This window comes from Ralstonia sp. 25mfcol4.1 (assembly GCF_900104095.1).
Lineage (GTDB): Bacteria > Pseudomonadota > Gammaproteobacteria > Burkholderiales > Burkholderiaceae > Cupriavidus.
Genome location: NZ_FNJO01000007.1, coordinates 287,260 through 307,287 on the forward strand (window position 1 = coordinate 287,260; position 20,028 = coordinate 307,287).

The 20,028-nt window shown below is 67.5% G+C and carries 19 protein-coding genes; 5 read left to right on the forward strand and 14 right to left on the reverse strand.

Features of this window, described 5'->3' with window-relative positions:
• Nucleotides 1-41: 41 nt before the first annotated feature.
• On the reverse strand, nt 42-1,607 hold the full coding sequence (locus BLQ58_RS15080; protein WP_254775968.1) for an EAL domain-containing protein: 1,566 nt from the start codon (nt 1,605-1,607) through the stop codon (nt 42-44).
• A 415-nt stretch (nt 1,608-2,022) separates the two neighbouring features.
• Here BLQ58_RS15080 and BLQ58_RS15085 point away from each other — a divergent pair, with 415 nt between their 5' ends.
• Nucleotides 2,023-2,436 carry a VOC family protein gene (locus BLQ58_RS15085; RefSeq protein WP_217636012.1) on the forward strand — a complete coding sequence of 138 codons (414 nt, stop codon included), beginning with the start codon at nt 2,023-2,025 and terminating at the stop codon, nt 2,434-2,436.
• A 182-nt stretch (nt 2,437-2,618) separates the two neighbouring features.
• Here BLQ58_RS15085 and BLQ58_RS15090 read toward each other — a convergent pair whose 3' ends face one another.
• Genes BLQ58_RS15090 through araD form a run of 4 tightly spaced genes read right to left on the reverse strand, consistent with a single transcriptional unit; the run spans nt 2,619 to nt 7,084 of the window.
• Entirely contained in the window at nt 2,619-3,557 is a 939-nt protein-coding gene (locus tag BLQ58_RS15090) for a 2-hydroxyacid dehydrogenase (protein ID WP_092599347.1), read from the reverse strand.
• A gap of 42 nt (nt 3,558-3,599) precedes the next feature.
• On the reverse strand, nt 3,600-4,568 hold the full coding sequence (locus BLQ58_RS15095) for a Bug family tripartite tricarboxylate transporter substrate binding protein (protein WP_092599350.1): 969 nt from the start codon (nt 4,566-4,568) through the stop codon (nt 3,600-3,602).
• Nucleotides 4,569-4,615: 47 nt separating this feature from the next.
• Nucleotides 4,616-5,335: a ribonuclease activity regulator RraA gene (locus BLQ58_RS15100; protein WP_092599353.1), complete on the reverse strand. Its 720-nt coding sequence runs from the start codon at nt 5,333-5,335 to the stop codon at nt 4,616-4,618.
• Nucleotides 5,336-5,344: 9 nt separating this feature from the next.
• A complete protein-coding gene (gene araD, locus BLQ58_RS15105; protein WP_092599356.1) occupies nt 5,345-7,084 on the reverse strand; it encodes an L-arabinonate dehydratase in 1,740 nt (579 codons plus the stop codon).
• A 152-nt stretch (nt 7,085-7,236) separates the two neighbouring features.
• Between araD and BLQ58_RS15110 the strand changes: the two genes are divergently transcribed.
• Both BLQ58_RS15110 and BLQ58_RS15115 read left to right on the forward strand, forming a co-directional pair.
• Nucleotides 7,237-7,938: a GntR family transcriptional regulator gene (locus tag BLQ58_RS15110; protein WP_092599359.1), complete on the forward strand. Its 702-nt coding sequence runs from the start codon at nt 7,237-7,239 to the stop codon at nt 7,936-7,938.
• A gap of 178 nt (nt 7,939-8,116) precedes the next feature.
• Complete coding sequence (locus BLQ58_RS15115) at nt 8,117-8,374, forward strand: helix-turn-helix domain-containing protein (protein ID WP_092599362.1); 258 nt, start codon at nt 8,117-8,119, stop codon at nt 8,372-8,374.
• A 34-nt stretch (nt 8,375-8,408) separates the two neighbouring features.
• Here BLQ58_RS15115 and BLQ58_RS15120 read toward each other — a convergent pair whose 3' ends face one another.
• The gene (locus BLQ58_RS15120) at nt 8,409-9,878 is read right to left on the reverse strand and encodes an SLC13 family permease (RefSeq protein ID WP_092599365.1); all 1,470 of its coding nucleotides are present in this window, start codon (nt 9,876-9,878) and stop codon (nt 8,409-8,411) included.
• Nucleotides 9,879-9,996: 118 nt separating this feature from the next.
• Entirely contained in the window at nt 9,997-10,659 is a 663-nt protein-coding gene (gene alkB, locus BLQ58_RS15125; RefSeq protein WP_092599368.1) for a DNA oxidative demethylase AlkB, read from the reverse strand.
• A gap of 118 nt (nt 10,660-10,777) precedes the next feature.
• Between alkB and BLQ58_RS15130 the strand changes: the two genes are divergently transcribed.
• Nucleotides 10,778-11,242: a helix-turn-helix domain-containing protein gene (locus BLQ58_RS15130; protein ID WP_092599371.1), complete on the forward strand. Its 465-nt coding sequence runs from the start codon at nt 10,778-10,780 to the stop codon at nt 11,240-11,242.
• Nucleotides 11,239-11,814 carry a PIN domain-containing protein gene (locus tag BLQ58_RS15135; RefSeq protein ID WP_092599374.1) on the forward strand — a complete coding sequence of 192 codons (576 nt, stop codon included), beginning with the start codon at nt 11,239-11,241 and terminating at the stop codon, nt 11,812-11,814. Before BLQ58_RS15130 ends, BLQ58_RS15135 begins: the two co-directional genes overlap by 4 nt.
• Before the next feature lie 13 nt (nt 11,815-11,827).
• On the opposite strand, the gene BLQ58_RS15140 is transcribed toward BLQ58_RS15135, so the two are convergent.
• From BLQ58_RS15140 to fliF, 7 genes are all read right to left on the reverse strand, one after another.
• Nucleotides 11,828-12,883 (reverse strand): alpha/beta fold hydrolase, encoded by a 1,056-nt coding sequence (locus tag BLQ58_RS15140; protein WP_092599377.1) that lies wholly within the window; start codon nt 12,881-12,883, stop codon nt 11,828-11,830.
• Nucleotides 12,884-13,059: 176 nt separating this feature from the next.
• Nucleotides 13,060-14,553, reverse strand: a complete 1,494-nt coding sequence (locus BLQ58_RS15145; RefSeq protein WP_092599380.1) for a flagellar hook-length control protein FliK — start codon at nt 14,551-14,553, stop codon at nt 13,060-13,062.
• Nucleotides 14,554-14,569: 16 nt separating this feature from the next.
• A complete protein-coding gene (fliJ, locus tag BLQ58_RS15150) occupies nt 14,570-15,022 on the reverse strand; it encodes a flagellar export protein FliJ (protein ID WP_092599383.1) in 453 nt (150 codons plus the stop codon).
• Nucleotides 15,015-16,466 carry a flagellar protein export ATPase FliI gene (gene fliI, locus BLQ58_RS15155; protein ID WP_092599386.1) on the reverse strand — a complete coding sequence of 484 codons (1,452 nt, stop codon included), beginning with the start codon at nt 16,464-16,466 and terminating at the stop codon, nt 15,015-15,017. The genes fliJ and fliI overlap by 8 nt, the downstream gene beginning before the upstream one ends.
• Nucleotides 16,459-17,334 (reverse strand): flagellar assembly protein FliH, encoded by an 876-nt coding sequence (fliH, locus tag BLQ58_RS15160; RefSeq protein ID WP_092599389.1) that lies wholly within the window; start codon nt 17,332-17,334, stop codon nt 16,459-16,461. The genes fliI and fliH overlap by 8 nt, the downstream gene beginning before the upstream one ends.
• The gene (fliG, locus tag BLQ58_RS15165) at nt 17,321-18,340 is read right to left on the reverse strand and encodes a flagellar motor switch protein FliG (RefSeq protein ID WP_092599392.1); all 1,020 of its coding nucleotides are present in this window, start codon (nt 18,338-18,340) and stop codon (nt 17,321-17,323) included. Before fliG ends, fliH begins: the two co-directional genes overlap by 14 nt.
• Entirely contained in the window at nt 18,327-20,012 is a 1,686-nt protein-coding gene (gene fliF / locus BLQ58_RS15170; protein WP_092599395.1) for a flagellar basal-body MS-ring/collar protein FliF, read from the reverse strand. The genes fliG and fliF overlap by 14 nt, the downstream gene beginning before the upstream one ends.
• Nucleotides 20,013-20,028: the final 16 nt, after the last annotated feature.

The following is a 20,028-nucleotide window of genomic DNA, read 5'->3' on the forward strand; positions in this document are numbered from 1 at the left end:
TGAGTGTTGGTGTTGTCCGCCGATTCTAGCGGCTAGTCGGCTCAAGCGGCCGCCGGGGCCGCACCTCGCGCCAGCACCTGCGCCAGTTCCACGGCCGGCACCGGCCGGCCGAACAGCCAGCCCTGGCCGTAGTCCACGCCCTGCGCGCGCAGAAAATCGGCCTGGGCGCGGTCTTCGATGCCTTCGGCCACCACCTGCAGCCCCAGCGACTGGGCCATGGCGATGATGTGCGGCGCCACGGTGCTCGACGCCGCCTCCTGCCCGATCGTGTCGACAAAGGACTTGTCGATCTTCAACGCGTCCACCTTGAAGCTCTGCAGGTACGACAGGCTGGAGTAGCCCGTGCCGAAGTCGTCGATATAGACCGGGTGGCCCGCGTCGCGGAATGCCTGAATCGTGTCGCGCGCCACGTCCGGCTCCAGGAAGCCGCGCTCGGTGGCCTCGATGCGGATCTGGTCGGGCGAGATGCCGGTGCCGCGCAGGCGTGCGGTCAGCACGCCCAGAAAGCGGCGGCTCTTCAGGTCTTCCGTGCCCACGTTGATCGATACGTAGAACGATGGATGCCGGCGCAGCAGCGTGCCCAGTTCGGCCAGCACGATATCGAGCACCTGGTCGGTGATCTGCTGGATCAGGCCGGCATTTTCCGCCATCGGGATGAACAGGTTGGGGCGTACCAGCCGGCCGTGACGGCGCCAGCGCACCAGGGCTTCGACGCCCACGCACTGGTTGTCCGACAGCGAGACGATGGGCTGGTAGTGCACGGCCATCTCGTGCCGCCGCACCGCCCCGCGCAACTCGCCTTCCAGGCTGAAGCGACGGGTGGCGCGGCGCCAGACCAGGATGCCCAACGGCACCCCGGCGGCCAGCCCCACGACCAGCCCGCCCACCAGCAGCGCCTTCCAGTTGGCCAGCAGCGCGGCCCGCGGCGCCAGCACCACCACCGCCAGCGGCATCGTGCGCGACTTGCGCAGAACGATCGACGCGTCGTCGTCGTTGGCCGCGTCGCTGCCGGATCCGTAGGCGTGGTCGGCGTAGGCGCGTTGCAGCCGCGCCAGGTTGGCGCCCTGCGACGCGGCGAAGATGCGCCCGGCATCGGTCTGCACGGCGGCCAGCATGCGCGATTCGCGGTCCACCACGTCGACGAAGGTCTGCGGGTCGAGCCCGACATAGCTGCCGTTGCGGCCCAGCAGCATCGATCGGCGCGGCGCGGCAAACGGGTTGGGCTGGTCGAACCAGTAATCCAGGCCGTCTGGCGTGCGCCAGTCGGGCGGCGGCAGGATGAACTGGTCGGCTTGCACGGCGCCCAGCAGGGCCGAGCACAGCCGCTTGCCGCCCCGGTAGGCGCCCGCATCCTGGATGTGCCGATAGGTATAGGTAATGCGCCGCATCTCCACCAGATGCGATGAAGAGCAGGGGTCCTCGCGCAGCGATTCCAGGTCCTGCAGTGCGTTGAGTGCCTGGGTCATGACCGTCTCGGCGCGCGTCACGGCGGCGTCGGCAAACACGCTCAGCTGGTCGGATTCGCGCCGGCTGGCTTCGAGCTGGGCCATGAACACGCCGATTCCCACCGGGAACAGCGTGGCCATCGTCGCCAGCACGATCGTCACAACCAAGAACCAGCTGCGCTGCATCGGGAGCCCTCAGGAGAGTGCGCCACGGAGGGCGCCCACGGCGCGGTGCGCGCCGTCCCATTCACAAACACACAAACCGGATTTGACAGTCTTGTCAGTGTTGCCTGATATCTGGAGTGAGGAAGTCTTGCGTTGCTGCACCACAAAATCACCTGCCTGCTCTGGGGAGCATAGCTAACAATCACCGCTCACGTCTGATACTTTGAGCCTGTTTTTGCAATTTCCAATGGCGACATGCGAGGGCGCCGCCCTGCCGGCGGCACGGCCTTGACCACAGGGTAAGGGATATTTGCCTACGCCCGGATTCATCCCGATGGCGGGGTGGTGCCGGGCTTGACAGTGGCGGACGCCTCACATGCGCCAGATCGGCAGCAGCCATACAGGAGCCACCATGAAAGATGCTGACCCGCGCCCGACCTGGCGCTTCGACCACCTGAACGTGTCGGCGGGGAGCCACAAGGTGCTGGAAGAGTTCTTTGGCGGCGTGATGGGGCTGCAGACAGGCTATCGGCCGCCATTTCCGTTTCCGGGCGCCTGGCTGTATGCCGGCGACCAGGCCGTGATCCACGCCGTGGACGATCCCCGGCTCGATGCCGGGTCCGGCGCGCTGCAGGTCGGCCATATCGCGTTCCGCAGCGACGCGCCGGCGGCGCCGCTCATCGCCCGGCTGCAGGCGGGCCCGTGGCCGTTTCGCGTGGCGCGCGTGCCGGCGGACAACACACTGCAGATCTTTGTCTCGCTGCCGGGCGGGCTGGTCATCGAACTGGACATGCCCGACGACGGCTCGATGCAGGCAGGCCGCTGAAGCGGCCAGCGGCCGGATGGGGCAGTGGGGGCAGGGCGGCGTGGCGCCGGCGCCTACAGGCTGGACATCGCTCCCGTCAGGCAACGGGATGTCCAGTGCAGTGCCGGGGTGCGGGCGCCGTATTTCCGCTCTCTGTCAGCCCGGCTACGCTTTTTCGACGGCGGCCGCCGGCTCGCCGGTGCTCAGACGGCCGACTTCAGGACCGCGCCGGTGGCGAAGAAGCTCTGCAGGTTGTCGAACACCAGCCCGGCCATTGCCGCACGGGTCTCGTGCGTGCCGCTGGCCACGTGCGGCAGCAGCACCACGTTGTCCAGCGCGAACAGGGCTTCGGGCACCTTGGGCTCGTGCTCGAACACGTCCAGCCCGGCGCCGGCAATGCGCTGGTGCGTCAGGGCATCGACCAGTGCCGCTTCATCCACCACCGTGCCGCGGGCGATATTGATCAGATAGCCCTTCGGGCCCAGCGCCTTCAGTACGTCGGCGGACACCAGGTGGCGCGTCTCGGGGCCGCCCGATGCGGCGATTACCAGGAAGTCGGCCCACTCGGCCAGCGCCTGTATCGACGGCTCGAAGCGATAGGGCACCCCGTCCTGCGCCTTGCGGCCGAAGTAGCGCACCTCCATGTCGAAGCCGCTCGACCGTTTGGCGATGACGCGGCCGATCCGGCCCATGCCGACGATGCCCAGCCGCTTGCCGCTGACGCGCGTGGTCAGCGGATACGGGCCCTTGAGCCAGTCGCCACGGCGGACGTAGCGGTCGGCGGCGCTGACCTGCCGCGCCGCGTCCATCAGCAGCGCAAACGCGGTGTCGGCCACGCAGTCGTTGAGCACGTCGGGCGTGTAGCCCACGGCAATGCCGCGTGCGCGGGCGGTGTCCAGGTCCAGCTTGTCCAGGCCCACGCCGAAGCTGGAAATCACGCGCAGGTTCGGCAGCGTGGCCAGCATCGCGGCGTCCACGCCGGTGGCGGCGCGCGTGGTCATTGCCACGAACTCGCCGCCGTGCCGTGCCAGGTAGGCGGCGGGATCGCTTTCGGCCCAGAGCGGATGCACGTCGAAATGCTTGGCCAGACGGGCTTCGGTCTGTTCCGGGAGCCGGCCATGCTGCAGGAGGCGGGGTTTCATGCGAGAAGAGTCCTTTTCTTGTGGAAGTGTCCGGGCGCGCGGTCAGTCGGCGCTCAGGTGATTATCGGCGATGATCCTTGCGTAACGCTTGCGGTCGCTGGCGATGGTCTCGGCAAACTGCTGCGGCGTGCTGCCCACCGGAATCGCGCCCTGTTCGATCAGTTGCTTCCTTACCTCCGGCATGGCTACCGCCTTCTTCACGTCGGCGGCGATCTTGTCGACGATGTCCTTCGGCGTGCCGGCGGGCGCCAGCAGGCCCACCCAGGAACCCGACTCGGCGTTCTGGATGCCGGCCTCGGCCAGCGTGGGCACGTCGGGCATCGATGGCGACCGCACGTTGCCGGTCACGGCCAGCGCGCGCAGCTTGCCGGCCTTCACGTGGCCCGTGGTTTCCAGGATCGACGCGAACAGCATGTCGACGTTGCCGGCCATCAGGTCGGTCATGGCCGCGCCGCCGCCCTTGTAGGGCACGTGCAGCATGTCGGTGCCCGTGGCGGCCTTGAAGATCTCGCCGGACAGGTGCGGCGAGCCACCCGTGCCGGAGCTGGCGAACGTCAGCTTGCCGGGCCTGGCCTTGGCCAGCGCCACCAGTTCCTTCGGCGTCTTCGCGGCCAGGCCCGGCGTGACCACCAGCGCGAACGGCAGTTCGGCCATCATCGTTACCGGCACGAAGCTGTCGGGCTTGTAGTTGAGCTTCTTGTACAGGAACGGGTTGATGGATTGGGTGCCGACGTTGCCAGCCACCAGCGTGTAGCCATCGGGCTTGGCGCGCGCGGTCAGTTCCAGGCCGACGTTGCCGGCGGCGCCGGGGCGGTTGTCCACCACCACCGGCTGACTCCAGATCTGCGACAGCCGCTGTGCGACGAGCCGCGTGCCGATGTCGGTGCCGCCGCCGGGCGTGAACGGCACGATGATGGTGACGGGTCTGGTCGGCCATTCGCCCTGGGCGTGGGCGCCAAAGGCAGCGGTAACGGCAAGGGCCGCGGCGGCGATGCGGGCAATCTTCAACATGGGTTGTCTCCGGAATTGTTTTAGGTTTTTATGTCTGGGCCTGCGCGTCAGCGGCCGCGGGCCTTGCGCCAGGCCGCGAAGTCCTCGCGCGCCTGCTCGGCGGTCGGCGGATAGAGCCCGATGATCGAGCGCCCGTTGCGCACTTCCTCGGTCACGAAGTCCTCGAACGCGGTCATTTCCACGGCCTCGGCGGCGATTTCTTCTGCGATGTGCCACGGAATGACGACCACGCCTTCGGCATCGCCCACGATCACGTCGCCGGGGAACACCGCCACGTCGCCGCATCCGATCGGCACGTTGAATTCCAGCGCCTGATGCAGCGTCAGGTTGGTGGGGGCCGACGGACGATGGTGGTACGCGGGCATGGCCATCTGCGCGATCTCGGGCGAATCGCGGAAGCCGCCGTCGGTGACGATGCCCGCGCCGCCGCGCTGTATCAGTCGCGTGACCAGGATCGATCCCGCCGATGCGGCGCGTGCGTCCTTGCGGCTGTCGATTACCAGCACGGCGCCGGGCGGGCACTGCTCGATGGCCTGGCGCTGCGGATGGTTCGGGTCCTGGAACACGGTGATGGGGTTCAGGTCCTCGCGCGCCGGGATATAACGCAACGTGAACGCCTCGCCGACCATCGTGCCGGCGTCGGGGTTGAGCGGGCGCACGTCCTGGATGAACTGGTTGCGCAGGCCGCGCTTGAACAGCGCGGTGCAGAGCGTGGCGGTGCTGACGGTCCTCAGCGCGTCGCGCAGACTGGAACTGAGCGGGGTCATGGGGTGGCCTCAGTAGATGCTCGGTTCGCCCACGGGCTCGCCGAAATCGGTTTGCAGGAAGTCGAAATCGCAGCCGTCGTTGGCCTGGCGCACATGGCGCGAGAACATGTAGCCGTAGCCGCGCATGTAGCGCGGGGGCAGAGGCGTCCATGCGGCGCGGCGCGCGGCCAGTTCCTCGTCGGACACTTCCAGATGGATGCTGCGCTGGTCGATGTCCACCGAGATCAGGTCACCCGTCTTCACCAGCGCGAACGGGCCGCCGATGTAGGCCTCGGGCGCCACGTGCAGGATGCAGGCGCCATAGCTGGTGCCGCTCATGCGCGCATCGGACATCCGCAGCATGTCGCGCACCCCCTGCTTCACAAGCTTTTTCGGAATCGGCAGCATGCCCCACTCGGGCATGCCGGGGCCGCCCTGCGGGCCGGCGTTGCGCAGGATCAGGATATGGTCGGCCGTGACGTCGAGGTCTTCGTTCTCGACGGCTGCCTTCATCGACGGGTAGTCGTCGAACACCAGCGCCGGGCCCGTATGTTTGAAGAATCGCTTCTCGCACGCGCTGGGCTTGATCACGCAGCCGTCTGGCGCGATATTGCCGCGCAGCACGGCCAGCGCGCCTTCCTGGTACAGCGCGTTCTCGCAGGTGCGGATCACATCGTCGTTGTGCACCTCCGCACCCGCAATGTTCTCGCCCAGCGTGCGGCCCGTGACCGTGGGCGCGTCGAGGTGAAGCTTGTCGCGGATGCGGTTCATCAGCGCCGGCAGCCCGCCTGCGTAGAAGAAATCCTCCATCAGGTAGGTGTCGCCGCTGGGCCGGATGTTGGCGATCACGGGCACATGGCGGCTGGCGCGGTCGAAGTCGTCCAGGCCGATGTCGTGGCCGGCGCGGCGCGCCATGGCAATCACGTGGATGATGGCGTTGGTGGAGCAGCCCATCGCCATGGCCACGGCAATCGCGTTCTCGAACGATGCGTGTGTCTGGATGCGCTGCGGCGTCAGGTCTTCCCAGACCATGCCGACGATGCGCCGGCCGGCCTCGGAGCACATGCGGATGTGGTTGGCGTCGGCGGCCGGAATCGACGATGCGCCGGGCAGTGTCATGCCGATGGTCTCGGCAATCGCGGTCATCGTGCTGGCCGTGCCCATCGTCATGCACGTGCCGTGACTGCGCGCGATGCCGCCCTCGATGCCGATCCACTCGGTCTTGCTGATATTGCCGGCGCGGCGCTCGTCCCAGAACTTCCAGGCATCGGAGCCCGATCCCAGCACCTGGCCCTTGTAGTTGCCGCGCAGCATGGGGCCGGCGGGCACGTAGATGGCCGGCACGCCCGCGCTGGTGGCGCCCATCAGCAGGCCCGGGGTGGTCTTGTCGCAGCCGCCCATCAGCACCGCGCCGTCGATCGGATGCGAGCGGATCAGCTCTTCGGTCTCGATGGCCAGCAGGTTGCGGTAGAGCATCGTGGTCGGCTTGACCGAGCTTTCGGACAAAGAAATGGCCGGTAGTTCCACGGGGAAACCACCGGCCTGCAGGATGCCGCGCTTCACGTCGTCCACGCGCTGCTTGAAGTGCGCGTGGCAGGGGTTGATGTCGGACCATGTGTTGATGATGGCGATGAGCGGCTTGCCCATCCATTCATCGGGCGCGTAGCCCATCTGCATGATCCGCGAGCGATGCCCGGACGAGCGCAAGTCGTCGGGCGCGAACCAGCGCGCGCTGCGCAGCTGGTCCGGCGTTTTTTCAGGTGCCGTCATCGTTGTCTCTTCCACTTGGAATCCTGCCAGTCGCGTAGTTGTACGACGACTGGGGTTTTGGAAATTAAAGCACTAATATATTAGTACGTCAACGCAGGGATTTCCGCAGCCCGTTCGGCTAGAATCGCGCCGAACATTCCAGTCATTTACGCATGGCCGCCACGCTTCCCAACCCTTCCGGACAGTTCCAGTTCGACCGCACACGCCAGGCTGCGCCGCAGGTGTTCGAGCATATGCGCGACCAGATCATCTCGATGGCGCTGCCGCCGGGCACGGTGCTGTCGCGTCCCGAACTGGCGCTGCAGTACGGCATCAGCCAGACGCCGGTCCGCGACGCGCTGATGCGGCTGGCCGAAGAAGGGCTGGTCGATGTGTTTCCGCAGCACGCCACGCGCGTCAGCCGCATCGACGTGGCGCTGGCGCGGCAGGCGCATTTTCTGCGCCGCTCGGTGGAAGTGGAGATCGTCCGGACCCTGGCCGGCGCGCCCGATGTAGCCCTGGTGGAACGCCTGCGCGCCACGGTGGCACGGCAGCAGCGCCTGCTCGAACTCGACGACCTGGCCGAGTTCACCGCCAACGACCAGTATTTCCATCGCCAGCTCTACGAGGCCGCCGCCGTGCCGGACCTGTTCGGGCTGGTGCGCCGCCAGAGCGGCCATCTGGACCGCCTGCGCCGGCTGCACCTGCCGATTCCGGGCAAGGCCAATGCCGTGCTGCGCGACCATACCGCAATCGTCGACGCCATCGCCGCCGGCGACGTGGCGGCCGCCGAAACGGCGCTGCGCGACCATCTGACCGGCACGCTCGCCAACGTCGAGGAAATCCGCTCCCGCTTCCGGGATTACCTGCGCTAGCGCCGCCGCCCGGCGGCCTGAATCGGGTCAGGGCGTTTGTTTTTGGCAACGGCTCGCCCGCCGTCTACCCACTACATGGGTAATGTCAGCCTCTGCGCATTCGTCAATGACGAAGGATTTGTCGATTGCTGGCGGATATTGATAGATTCCAGAGGTATTTACTGCCGGGTAGACCGAGATGTCCGCCAGAGTCACCATTACCAGCAGCGATCAACTGGGGCAGGTGCTCCAGGGCGCGCGCAAGATCGCCGGCCTGACCCAGGCCGACGCCGCCGCACGGCTGGCCATCAGCCAGAGCCGCATTTCCCATATGGAGCTGAATCCGGAGACCATCAGCGTCGCCCAGTTGCTGGCGCTGCTGGGGGCCTACGGCATGGATCTGATTGTCGAGCCCCGTGCCGTGCGCGATGCGTTGCTGGAGAAGCTGGAATGGTAGCCGGCGCGGGCCTGCCTGCGCCGTGCCCGGCCAGTCAGGGCAGGTAGCCCAGCAGCTTCCACCAGACGTAATCGAGCGGCAGCAACACCACGAGCGTGATGGCCGCCATCGCCAGGCAAAGCCGCGTGCCGTGCCGCAAGCCCACGCCCCCGAGCTGCATCGCAATCACGATGGGCGGCGACTGGTACGGGAAGAACACCGTCGAGAACACCGGCACCTGCAGCATCAGCACCGATTCCAGCGGCAGCCCCGTGGCATTGGCCAGATCGCGTGCCAGCGGCGTGAGCACGGCCGGCAGCGCGGGGAGCGTCGACATCAAGCCCAGTACCGCGCCCATGGCGCCGATGGTGCCCACGTTGGCTGCCGTATGACCGGGAGCCAGCGGCAGCACCTGCAGCAGGCCGGCACTGATGGCGCTGCCCAGCCCGGTGGATTCCACCACGGCCCCGAGACCCAGAAAGCCGGCCACGTAGATCAGCGGTACCAGATGAACCTGCTCGGTCAGCGCCTTGGGCGATACCAGGCCGATGCCGGGCAGCAGGCAGACGATGCACGCGGCCAGCGAAATCCAGGCTGGCGAGATGCCATGCCACGCGTCGGTGGCGAACCCGGCCACCGCCAGCGCCAGGATGATCGCCAGCGCGCGCTCCTGGGCACCCATCGCGGTCTGCGTGACAGGCGCTTGCGCGGGCATCGGACCGTTTTCCGGGAACAGCTTGCAGATGACCCAGATCAGCACCACGGTCTTCAGCGCGCCCAGCACCGGGAAATGCAGCAGCAGGTAGCTGCCGTAGCTGAGGTTGATGTGATAGAGCGAACTGGCCGCGCCCAGCAGCACGCTGTTCGGAATGTTGGCCGGCAGGATGGCGGTGGGCGGCATGTAGCTGGCCGCCGCCACGGTCATCACCATGCCGATACGGCCGTTCGACCCGGCGGCGAAGCCCAGCCGGTCCGCCAGTGCAAGCACGATCGGCATCAGCAGCAGCACGCGGCCCGTGGTGGAGGGCATCAGGAACGCCAGCCCGACCGCGCTCAGCGCCACCGTGGTAATCACCTGCGGGTAAGTGCCCACCCGCTTGTGGAAGATGATGTCCGCCAGCCGCACCGCCAGCCCGGTACTGCGCAGCGCCACGCCGGTTACGGCGCCGCCGAACATCAGCCACCACGCCGTCGACGTGAATCCCGAAAACACCACGGTGGGCGGTGCGATATGGAACACCACCGCCGACAGGAAGAACAGCAGCGTGGCCGTGGGTTCGGGCAGCACGCCGACGGCCCAGCAGGAGACCGTCGACAGCACCAGCGCGCCGGCCCAGATCAGCGCCGGCGGGGCATGGAGGGCGCTGCCCGTAATCCAGACGGCGCTGATGCAGGCGCCGATCAGCAGCGCGGCACGGATCGAATCGGCAGGGCGGCCGGCCAACGGGGCGGGCTTCGGAGATGAAGGGGGCGTCGGCGGTGTGGTTTCGGGACGTGCTTCGGCGCTGCCGGGGGTGGCTGACATCTTGGATCTGTCTCGCGGGCGGGCCGGTCGCCTGGGACGCCGGTCTTGTTTTATGAGCGAAAGTGCTGAGCCGCTATCGTATGGTTGTCTGATGAAGCAGGCAACCGCCGCGCGCGGGTCAGTGTGTTTTGCGGAATGTCAGGTTGATGCGCTCGTTGCCGGTAAGTGCGTGATCCCCTGCGGCCAGCGGCGCGATGCCGTGGAACACCAGCCGCGAGGGGCCGCCCCAGACGACCACGTCGCCATGCGCCAGCCGCACGCGCGACGGGCGGTCGGCCCGGCGCAGGCCGCCCCACAGAAAGATGGCCGGCAGGCCCAGCGACACCGACACGATGGGCGCCCGCAAGTCGAGTTCATCGCGATCCTGATGCAGCGAAAGCCGCGTGCCGGGCAGATAGCGGTTGATCAGGCACGCATCGGGCACGAAACCGGGATACCCGGCAGCCTCGGCGGCATCCAGCGCCAACTTCCGGAAAGCGCCGGGCATGCCAGGCCAGGGCCGCCCCGTATCGGGATCGACCGGATCATAGCGATAGCCGGTACGGTCCGACACCCAGCCGCGCTCGCCACAATTCGTCATCGCCACCGACATCCGCAGCCCGCCCGGCGTGATCAGGTGCCGAAACGGTGAGCCGGCGCTGACTTCGCCAACCGCCTGCAGCAACGTGGGCGCTATGTCGCGCGCAAAGCCCCGCAGGACGACGGCACCGGGCCCCAACGGCTCAACGGCTGGCGGCGTATCGGGATGGGCGGGAAGGGCGTCGAAGAGGTCGAAGGTCATGGCAGATCGGTTGCAGTCCGATCATACCGGGTGCGCCGTCATGGCGTTTCGTTGATGACGTGGATTGCCCGTTTCGTTTATTTCGATTATGGTCGGGCGACGCAGTAAGGAGTGACACATGACGATCCTCGACCCTCGCACCACCCTCCCCGCCGACAAGGAAGTGGAAATCGCCCTGCGCGGCCAGCGCGAGCTTGCGGCCTACCTTCGGACACACATTGACACACAGCGCATCCAGATTATCGATGAGAAGGATGAGGCGCATCAAATTGAGTTGCCAACCACAGCCCTACGCTTGCTGCTCGATATCCTGGCGGAACTGGCGGCTGGCAATGCAGTGCAAGTCGTCCCGGTACATGCCGAACTGACGACCCAGGAAGCTGCGGACTTGCTGAACGTGTCCCGACCCTATCTGGTCAGCCTGCTCGAAGCTGGCGAGCTGCCGTTCCACAAGACCGGCAAGCACCGCCGCATCCGTTTCTCCGACCTCATGGCCTACAAGGCCGCCCGGGACGCGCGGAGCGAGAAGCTGATGGATGAGTTGGTTCGTGAAGCACAGGCCCTGGGCATGGGCTACGAATGAGATGTTCACCTTTTACAGCTGTCTACGATGCTTGCGTTCTGTATCCCGCCCCGGTCAGGGATCTGCTCGTCCGCCTGGCAAGGTCCGGGCTGTTTCGCGCGCGATGGAGTGATCGCATTCAGGAAGAATGGAAGCGAAATCTTCTGGCCAACCGGCCCGACCTGACGCGCGCGCGGCTGGATCGTACTTCGCAAAGAATGGACGAGGCCGTTCCCAACAGTGTGGTTACCGGCTATGAGTCGCTGATAGACGGCCTCACGCTACCCGATCCCGGCGACCGACACGTCCTGGCGGCGGCCATACACTGCAGCGCGAGCGTCATCGTGACTTTCGACCTGAAGGACTTTCCGGCAGAAGCGGTGGCTCCCTTTGGAATCGAAGCGCAGCATCCCGACGAATTCATCGAAAATCTGATGGATCTGAGCGTTGGCGTAGTCGTGGCCGGAGTTCAGCGCCAGCGTAGCGCGATGACTCAGCCCAGGATGACCCCGGACTGTCTCCTGAAGAACTTCGAGAAAAATGGCCTGACTCGGACCGCCAAAGCACTCCTTCCTTACAGGACGCTGCTTTAGGCGGTCGGACAACCTATCGCGACACCTTCCCCATCCCCTCCAGCAACGCCTTGTGAAACGCCGTCGGGTCCTGCATTTGCGGGGCGTGGCCCATTTCCGGGAATTCCACCAGCGTCGTGTTCGGGATGGCCTTTGCGGTGGCCTTGGCCAGTTCAGGATAGCGGCCCAGCTTTGGCTGCACGTCGGCCGGGGCGGCGTCCTTGCCGATGGCCGTGGTGTCCTTGTCGCCGATCATCAGGAGTGTGGGGGCCTGGATGGCGCCCATTTCGTAGACCACGGGCTGGGTGTAGATCATGTCATAGAGCAGGGCGGAGTTCCATGCCACGATCTGCTTGCCGGGGCCGCGATACATGCCGGCCAGCATCTGTACCCAGGGCTCGTATTCCGGCTTCCACTGGTTCACGTAGTACGTGGACTTCTCGTAGTTGCGGATGCGGTCGGCGGTTGTGTTCAACTCGCGGGCGTACCACTGGTCCACCGACAGTGAAGGCACACCTTTGGCCTTCCAGTCCTCCAACCCGATCGGGTTCACCAGCACCAGCTGCTTGGTCTCCTGCGGATACATCAGCGCATAGCGCATGGCCAGCATGCCGCCCGTGGAGTGGCCCATCACGGTGATGTCGCGAATACCGATGGATGCCAGCAGGTCGTGTGTGTTACGTGCCAGTTGCTGGAACGTGTACTGGTAGTGCGCCGGTTTGGTCGACTTGCAGAAGCCCACCTGATCGGGCGCCACCACGCGGTAGCCGGCGCCGCTGAGCTGGCGGATGGTTTCCTGCCACGTGGCGCCGCAGAAGTTCTTGCCGTGCAGCAGCACCACGGCGCGGCCGTTCGGCTTTTCGGGTTTGACGTCCATGAACGCCATCTCGAGGGGCCGTCCCTGCGACGAGAACTTGTAGCGTTGGACCGGATAGGGGTAGTCGAAGCCTTCCAGCTCGGGGCCGTAGGCGGGGCCGCCATCGGCTGCGTCGGCCGCGTGGACGGGCGGTGCGAGGGTGGCGAAGGTGGCCGCCAGCGCGAGCGCGGCAAGCAGGGTCGGACGAACGGGGAGCGGGCGAAGGCTGGGCATGGTCATTGGCCAGGGGGGCGAGTGGGCGGGCATGAATAGGCGAGCATGGATATGGTCGCTCAAATGACCGCCCCGTGCGCGCCTAAGTTCCGGGTGGCCAGCATGAAAAAAGCCCGCCTTCCTTCCGGCCAGGCGGAAGAGAGGGCGGGCTTTGCGGGCCGGAACGAACTTGTGCGTCAGGCGAACGTATCGACCTCGCCACGTGCCAGCGTGCGCGGGGCGCGCGGCGTGGCGGGGGCGGCAGGCGCCGGCGTGTCGTTGCCGAAGCCCATGGCCTGCCCGAAGTTGCCGCCGTTGCCGGCCTGGCGTTGCTGCTGCTGTTGCTGGCCGCCCGAGTTGGCTTGCGCAAAGCTGTCGGCGCCCACCGATGTCTGGCCAAGCTGGATGCCCGCTTCGGCCATCGACGTGCGCAGGTGCGGCAGCGCGGCTTCCACGGCGGCGCGCACGGCCTGGTGCGGCGATACGAACTGCGCCTGGGCCTGATCGTTGACCACGTTCAGCACCACCTTCAGCGGGCCAAGGTTGGGCGGGTTCAGATCGAGTTCGGCGGTCTGGTTGCCCTGCGTGGACAGGCGCACCATCTGCTGGCCCAGTGCCTGCGACCACTGGCTGTCGCCGACGTTCGGGGCGATGACCGGGCGCGCGACAACGGCGGCGGCGTTGGCCTGGGCGGCCTGGGCCGGCGTCTGGGCGGCCAGGGCCGACGCGATGGTGGCGGCGCTGCTGGCATTGGTCGCGCCCGTGTCCACGCCTTCGCCGGTGCGTGCGCTGGCCTGCGCGACGGCGAACGGCGTGACCGGGGCCTGCGTCGGCTGGCTGGCCGGGGCATTGCCGGCCGGCGCCAGGGCCGGCTGGTTCTGCTGGCCCAGATTCGCATGCTGCTGGCCGGTGCCCTGGCCGCGTGCGTCCTGTGCGGCGGCCTGGGCCGGCGCCGTCACGGTGGCCGCGATCTTGTCCGCCGTGGTCGGCGCATTGTTCTGCAGCGCGGCCCGCTGCTGGGCGATCAGCGCCAGCGTGTCGGTCGGGCTGGCGGTGGTGCCCTTGGCGGCCGTGTCTACGGTGGCCGCAGGCAACCTTGCTTCGGCCTGTGCCTGCAGGGCCGCGGCATCGGCGGCCGGATCGGCAGTGGCGGCTGCCGCGGCGGCCGTGGCAGCTGCGGCGGCGGATGTGCTGGCGCCCTGGGCCGTGCCCTGTGCCGACGGCAGCGTCGGCAGGGCGTTGATCGCACTGGTGTCGACGCCGGTCGTGCTGGCGGCGGCAGGGGTCTGGGGCACCGGGGGCTGCGTCAGCAGCGCAGCGGCTGCCAGCGCGGCGGCAGCCGCGGCGGCGTCGCTCGATGCGGTGTCCTCGGTCTCGCCATCCTTCGCGTCATCGGTCTTCGTGTCGCCCTTGGCAGCCACCTTGCCGGTGTCCTTCTGCGGCAGCGCATTGTTGGCGGCGGCCTGCTGCGGCTTCTGCGCGGCGCTGTCCTTCGATGCGTCGGCCTGCTTGCCATCCTTGGCCGGCACCTTTACCTGCGCGGCAGCCGGCGCTGACTGCTGGCCATCCTGGCGTGCGCGCGACAGCGCATCCTGGAACGGGTTGGCATCGCCACCCTTGCCGGCGTCGGGCGACTTGAGGTTCCCAAGGGCTGCGGCGGCGTTGCCGACGATCTGGCTGATATCGATCATTGTGGTCTTTGGCAGGTCAGTTCTGGCCGCTCGCCGGCTGGCGTGCGATGCGGGCCGCGTATTCGTCGTTGGCGCGCTGTTCGCGGCGCGTGGCGATCTGTTGTTCGCGCACTTCGGCACGCGTGATCAGCGTGTCGAAGGAATTCTGGCGGCGCTTCTGCTGTTGCCAGTTGGCGCGACCGGCCAGCAGGTCGGCCTCGGCCTTGTCCAGCGCGGCGGTCTGCTGGCGGATGGCATGGTCCAGCGAGTCGAGAAAGCGGGAAAAATCCTGCCAGCGGCTGGACGTCATGCCTTCGGCCGCAATGACCTGCATGCGGGCGCGGTACTCGTGACGGTACTCGGTCAACGCGTGCAGCTGCTGCTCGGCTTGCGTGCGCAGGCCCTGCAGGCGGCCCAGCTCGCGCGTGGCCTTGTCCGTATTGTCCTGGGCGATGTCGGCCAGGGTGTGCATTGGCGAGGTCTTAGCCATGGTGGGTTGCTCCGATGGTCGCGTGCAGCTGGGCAATCGACACCTCGTAGTCGGCGCGCTCGTGGATGTCCTGCTGCAGGAATGCCTCCATGCGCGGATGCAGGCGGATCGCGAGGTCCAGCTCCGGATCGTTGCCGGGCACGTAGGCGCCCACGCTGATCAGGTCGCGATTGCGCTGGTAGCGCGACATCAACTGCTTGAATCGCCGCACGGAGGCAAATTGCGGCGGTTCGATCAGGGCGGTCATGGCGCGGCTGATCGACGCTTCCACGTCGATGGCCGGATAGTGACCAGCTTCGGCCAGGCTGCGCGACAGCACGATATGGCCGTCGAGAATGGCGCGCGCCGAATCGGCAATCGGGTCTTGCTGGTCGTCGCCTTCGGTCAGCACGGTATAGAAGGCGGTAATCGAGCCGCCGCCTTCGGGGCCGTTGCCGGTGCGCTCCACCAGCGTCGGCAGCTTGGCGAACACCGAAGGCGGATAGCCCTTGGTGGCCGGCGGCTCGCCGATGGCCAGGGCGATCTCGCGCTGGGCCATCGCGTAACGGGTCAGCGAATCCATGATCAGCAGCACGTGCTGGCCCTTGTCGCGGAAGTACTCGGCCAGGCGCGTCGCGTAGGCGGCACCCTGCATGCGCAGCAGCGGCGAGCAATCGGCCGGCGCGGCCACCACCACCGATCGCTTGCGGCCTTCCTCGCCCAGGATGTTCTCGATGAATTCCTTCACTTCGCGGCCGCGTTCGCCGATCAGGCCGACCACGATCACGTCGGCGTTGGTGTAGCGGGCCATCATGCCCAGCAGCACGGACTTGCCCACGCCGGAGCCCGCGAACAGGCCCATGCGCTGGCCGCGTCCGACGGTCAGCATGCCGTTGATGGCGCGCACGCCGGTATCGAGCACCGTTTCGATGGGGGCACGCATCAGCGGGTTGATTTGCGCGCCCGAGAGCGGCACTTCGCTGGCGGCGGTGATCGGACCCAGCCCGTCAAGCGGACGTCCGGCCGCGTCCAGCACCCGGCCCAGCAGGCCATCGCCCACGGGCAGGCGCTTCGAGCCCGGCTCGCGCGGGGCGCTCACGCCCTTGGGCAGCGGCGACGGCTCCAGCGGATAGACGCGGGCGCCCGGCACCAGGCCGGCCACGTCGGATTGCGGCATCAGGTAGAGACGATCGGCGCCAAAGCCCACGACTTCGGCTTCGGCCGTGCGCGGGCCGCCATGCGAATGCTGGCCGCCCGGCAGTTCGATCAGGCAGTCGCTGCCCACGGGCATGCGCAGACCCACGGCTTCCAGCACCAGGCCGGCGGCACGCGTCAGGCGGCCGCAGGCGCGCTTGCTGTCGATCTCGGCGATGTTCGACGAAGCGGTGGCCAGCGCATCGCGCCAGCGGCCGGTATGGGCGGCAGCAGAGACGGTGTCCGGCGCCGTGGCCTGGGGCTCATGCATGCGGGGGCTCCCACGGATCGTTGCGGCCCAGGGCCTTGATCACGCGCTCCCAGCGCGTGGCCAGCGTGCCGTCGAGTTCGCCGCTGGCGGCGCTGGCGATGCAGCCGCCGCGTGCCACGGTGGCGTCGGCGCGCACCGTCCAGCCGGCCGCTTCGAGTTCGCCCTTGAGGTGGGTTTCCACCAGGGTCACGTCTTCGGGGTTGAGCAGCAGGCAGGGCGCGCCGGACAGCGGCGGCTCGGCGTTGATCAGTTCGCGCGCGGCCGGCACCAGGGCGGCCGGATCGATTTCCATCGTCTTGCGCACCAGCTGGCGTGCCACGTCGAGCGCCAGCGAAATCAGCGCGTCGGAGATTTCCGTATCGACACGGCCCAGCGCGTCGCGGAAGTTGCCGGCCAGTTCCTGCAGGCGGGCGGCTTCGCTGCGTGCCGATTCCAGCCCGCGGGCATAACCTTCGCGGTGGCCGTCGCCATAGCCCTGGGTCTGGCCCTGGGTGTAGCCCTGCGCGTAGCCTTCCTTGCGGGCACCGTCGCGCATGGCGTCCAGCGCGGCAAAGTCGATCGGCGGCGGGGGCGGAGGCTCGACCGGCAACTGCGCGGCCAGCACCTTCTTCAGGGCGTCGCGCGGGTCAAGCGATTCGGGCTGCCAGCGTTTCCAGGCGTCGCCGCCCAGGCTCGATCGCGCGGGCGCCTCGAAACCCTGGAAGCCTTCGTCGCTGCGGTGGACATTGGTAAGTCCACCGGAGAGCCCGCCGGATTGCTTGTCCGACAGACCGCCGGCGCCCTGGGGCGCGCCGGGCGCGCCAAAGAACCCGGGATCGCCGCGGCCCGGGCCGCGGCCTGCGGCAAAGCCGCGTTCAAACGTAGGCATCGTCGCCTCCGCCAATCTGGACTTCGCCGGCCTCGGCCAGGCGTCTCACCACCTGCAGGATGGCCTTCTGTTCGGCCTCGACCTGCGACACACGCACCGGACCCAGGGCCTCCAGGTCCTCGCGCAGCATTTCGCCGGCACGCGTCGACATGTTTCGGATGAACTTGTCGCGCAGTTCCTGCTGCGCGCCCTTGAGCGCGACGATAAGCGATTCGGTGGCCACTTCCTTGAGCACGCGCTGGATGCCGCGGTCGTCCACTTCCATCAGGTTCTCGAACAGGAACATCTCGTCGATGATCTTCTGCGCCAGGTCGGCGTCGTGCGTACGCACGCCGTCGATCACCGCTTCCTCGTGGGCCGTGCTCATCAGGTTGATGATCTCGGCAGCCGTGCGGACACCGCCCATGCGGCTGCGCTTCAGGCTCTGGCCTGCCAGCAGCTTGGTCAGCACGTCGGTCAGTTCCTGCAGCGCGCCCGGCTGCACGCCGCCGAACGTGGCGATACGCAGCACCACGTCGTTGCGCAGGCGTTCGGTGAAGAAGCCCAGCACTTCGGACGACTTCTGGCGGTCCAGGTGGATCAGGATGGTGGCGATGATCTGCGGATGTTCGTCCTTGATCAGTTCGGCCACGGTGTTGGCTTCCATCCAGTTCAGCGAATCGATGCCGCCGCCCGGGTCGCGCGATTCCAGGATGTCCTCGATCACCGACAGCGCGCGTTCCTCGCCCAGCGCCTTGTTCAGCACGCTCTTGATGAACGAGCTCGAATCGACGTTCAGGGCCAGGTACTGCTCGGTCTCGCCGCGGAACTCGGCCAGCACCTCGGCCATTTCCTCGCGGGTCACGGCCGACAGGTTGGCCATGGCGGAGCCGAGCTGCTGCACTTCGCGCGGCGACAGGTGCTTGAACACCTCGGCGGCCGAATCCTCGCCCACCGCCATCATCAGGATGGCGCTCTTCTGCAGGCCCTTGTCGGCCGCTCCCTTGCTAGCGTTAGCCTTCGTCATTTGCCATCCAGGTCTTGATTACGCTGGCGACCAGGCGCGGGTCGCGTTGCGCGGCGTCACGCACCAGGGCGAGATCGCTTTCATATTTCGCGGCCAGGCGCAGCACTTCCGGATTGGTTTCCTCTTCCGGCGGCGGCAGCACGGCTTCGGCTGCGGTGGCTTCCGTGGCGTCGGTGGTGGCAGGCAGGGCCGGCGTGGTGTACTTGCGCAGCACCGGCCGCGCCACCTTGAACCACAGGAACATGGCCAGCAGGGCCAGCAGCAGGTAGCCGACACCGGTCTTGGCCAGGTCGATCATCTGCGGCTGCTTCCACAGCGGCAGTTCCGGTTCCGTCTTGTTGTCGGCCGTGAACGGGCTGTTGACCACGTTCAGCGAATCGCCGCGATCGGCCGAGAAGCCCATCGCTTCCTTGGTCAGGTTCTCGATCTGGGCCAGTTCCTTGGCGGACAGCGCCTCGGTGATCGGCTTGCCCTTGGCGTCGACCTTGCTGCGGTAGTTCACCACCACGGCTACCGACAGGCGCTTCACGCCGCCCGGCGCCTGCTGCACGTGGCGCACGGTACGGTCGAGTTCGTAGTTGGTGGTGGCGTCGCGGCGGTTGCTGCTCGGGCCGGTCTTTTCTGCCGTCTGCGTGGCCTGGTTGGGCTGCGCCTGGGCCGGCGGGTTCGGCTGGCCGGGCTGGCGCGGCGGCTGCGGCGTGGTGACCGGCGCCACGGCAGCGGCGGGCGGCTGGTTGGACAGCGCGCCGGGCACGCCCCCTACGCCGGAACCGCCCTGCTGGTTCGATTCGCTGGTCTGCTGGCTGCGGATGGCCGCCTTGGTCGGATCCTGGTTCGGCTTGAAGCTCTCGTCGGTATGTTCCACCGACGAGAAGTCGATATCGGCCGTGACCTGGGCGTGGACGTTGTCCTTGCCAAGGATCGGGGCCAGGATCGATTCCACGCGCTTGACGTAGCTCTGTTCCACCTGCTGCACGAACTTGAGCTGGGTGGCGTCCATCGAGCGGTCGCTGCTGCCAGACAGCAGGTTGCCGTGCTGGTCGACGATGGAGATCGATTTCGGCGTCAGTTCGGGCACGCTGGACGACACCAGGTGCGTGATCGCGGCCACCTGGCCTTCATCGACCGCGCGGCCCGGGTACAGCTGCAGCACCACCGATGCGGTGGGCTTCTGGCGTTCGCGCACGAACAGCGTGGGCTTGGGGATGGCCAGGTGCACGCGTGCCGACTGCACGGCACCGATCGATTCGATCGAACGTGCCAGCTCGCCTTCCAGGCCGCGCTGGTAGTTCACCTGCTCGGCAAACTGGCTGATGCCGAACTTCTGGTTGTCCATCAGTTCCATGCCCGTGGTACCGCTCTTGGGCAGGCCCTGGCTGGCCAGGCGCAGGCGCGTCTCGGCAACCTTGTCGGACGGCACCATGACGGCGCCGCCGCCTTCGGCGAACTTGTACGGCACGTTCATCTGCTGCAGCGACTGGATCACTGCACCGCCGTCGCGCTCGGACAGGTTGGTGTACAGCACCTTGTAGTCCGGCTGGCGCGACCACATGACGCCCACGGCAATCGCGGCAACCAGCGCCGCGCCGCCCAGCATCAGGGGCAGACGCGGATTGCCCTTGAGCTTTTCGACCAGGGCCGCGCCGTTCGGCAGGGTGGCGGCCGCGTTCATGCGCGCGTCTCCGGCT

What these genes read in the sequence shown, in the direction of transcription:
- BLQ58_RS15110 (WP_092599359.1), top strand. Translation starts at nt 7,237, where the DNA reads ATGGCCGCCACGCTTCCCAACCCTTCCGGACAGTTCCAGTTCGACCGC.
- BLQ58_RS15085 (WP_217636012.1), top strand. Translation starts at nt 2,023, where the DNA reads ATGAAAGATGCTGACCCGCGCCCGACCTGGCGCTTCGACCACCTGAAC.
- alkB (WP_092599368.1), bottom strand. Translation starts at nt 10,659, where the DNA reads ATGACCTTCGACCTCTTCGACGCCCTTCCCGCCCATCCCGATACGCCG.
- fliJ (WP_092599383.1), bottom strand. Translation starts at nt 15,022, where the DNA reads ATGGCTAAGACCTCGCCAATGCACACCCTGGCCGACATCGCCCAGGAC.
- BLQ58_RS15090 (WP_092599347.1), bottom strand. Translation starts at nt 3,557, where the DNA reads ATGAAACCCCGCCTCCTGCAGCATGGCCGGCTCCCGGAACAGACCGAA.
- BLQ58_RS15135 (WP_092599374.1), top strand. Translation starts at nt 11,239, where the DNA reads ATGAGATGTTCACCTTTTACAGCTGTCTACGATGCTTGCGTTCTGTAT.
- BLQ58_RS15115 (WP_092599362.1), top strand. Translation starts at nt 8,117, where the DNA reads ATGTCCGCCAGAGTCACCATTACCAGCAGCGATCAACTGGGGCAGGTG.
- fliF (WP_092599395.1), bottom strand. Translation starts at nt 20,012, where the DNA reads ATGAACGCGGCCGCCACCCTGCCGAACGGCGCGGCCCTGGTCGAAAAG.
- BLQ58_RS15100 (WP_092599353.1), bottom strand. Translation starts at nt 5,335, where the DNA reads ATGACCCCGCTCAGTTCCAGTCTGCGCGACGCGCTGAGGACCGTCAGC.
- fliG (WP_092599392.1), bottom strand. Translation starts at nt 18,340, where the DNA reads ATGACGAAGGCTAACGCTAGCAAGGGAGCGGCCGACAAGGGCCTGCAG.
- fliH (WP_092599389.1), bottom strand. Translation starts at nt 17,334, where the DNA reads ATGCCTACGTTTGAACGCGGCTTTGCCGCAGGCCGCGGCCCGGGCCGC.
- BLQ58_RS15145 (WP_092599380.1), bottom strand. Translation starts at nt 14,553, where the DNA reads ATGATCGATATCAGCCAGATCGTCGGCAACGCCGCCGCAGCCCTTGGG.
- BLQ58_RS15120 (WP_092599365.1), bottom strand. Translation starts at nt 9,878, where the DNA reads ATGTCAGCCACCCCCGGCAGCGCCGAAGCACGTCCCGAAACCACACCG.
- fliI (WP_092599386.1), bottom strand. Translation starts at nt 16,466, where the DNA reads ATGCATGAGCCCCAGGCCACGGCGCCGGACACCGTCTCTGCTGCCGCC.
- BLQ58_RS15095 (WP_092599350.1), bottom strand. Translation starts at nt 4,568, where the DNA reads ATGTTGAAGATTGCCCGCATCGCCGCCGCGGCCCTTGCCGTTACCGCT.
- araD (WP_092599356.1), bottom strand. Translation starts at nt 7,084, where the DNA reads ATGACGGCACCTGAAAAAACGCCGGACCAGCTGCGCAGCGCGCGCTGG.
- BLQ58_RS15130 (WP_092599371.1), top strand. Translation starts at nt 10,778, where the DNA reads ATGACGATCCTCGACCCTCGCACCACCCTCCCCGCCGACAAGGAAGTG.
- BLQ58_RS15140 (WP_092599377.1), bottom strand. Translation starts at nt 12,883, where the DNA reads ATGCCCAGCCTTCGCCCGCTCCCCGTTCGTCCGACCCTGCTTGCCGCG.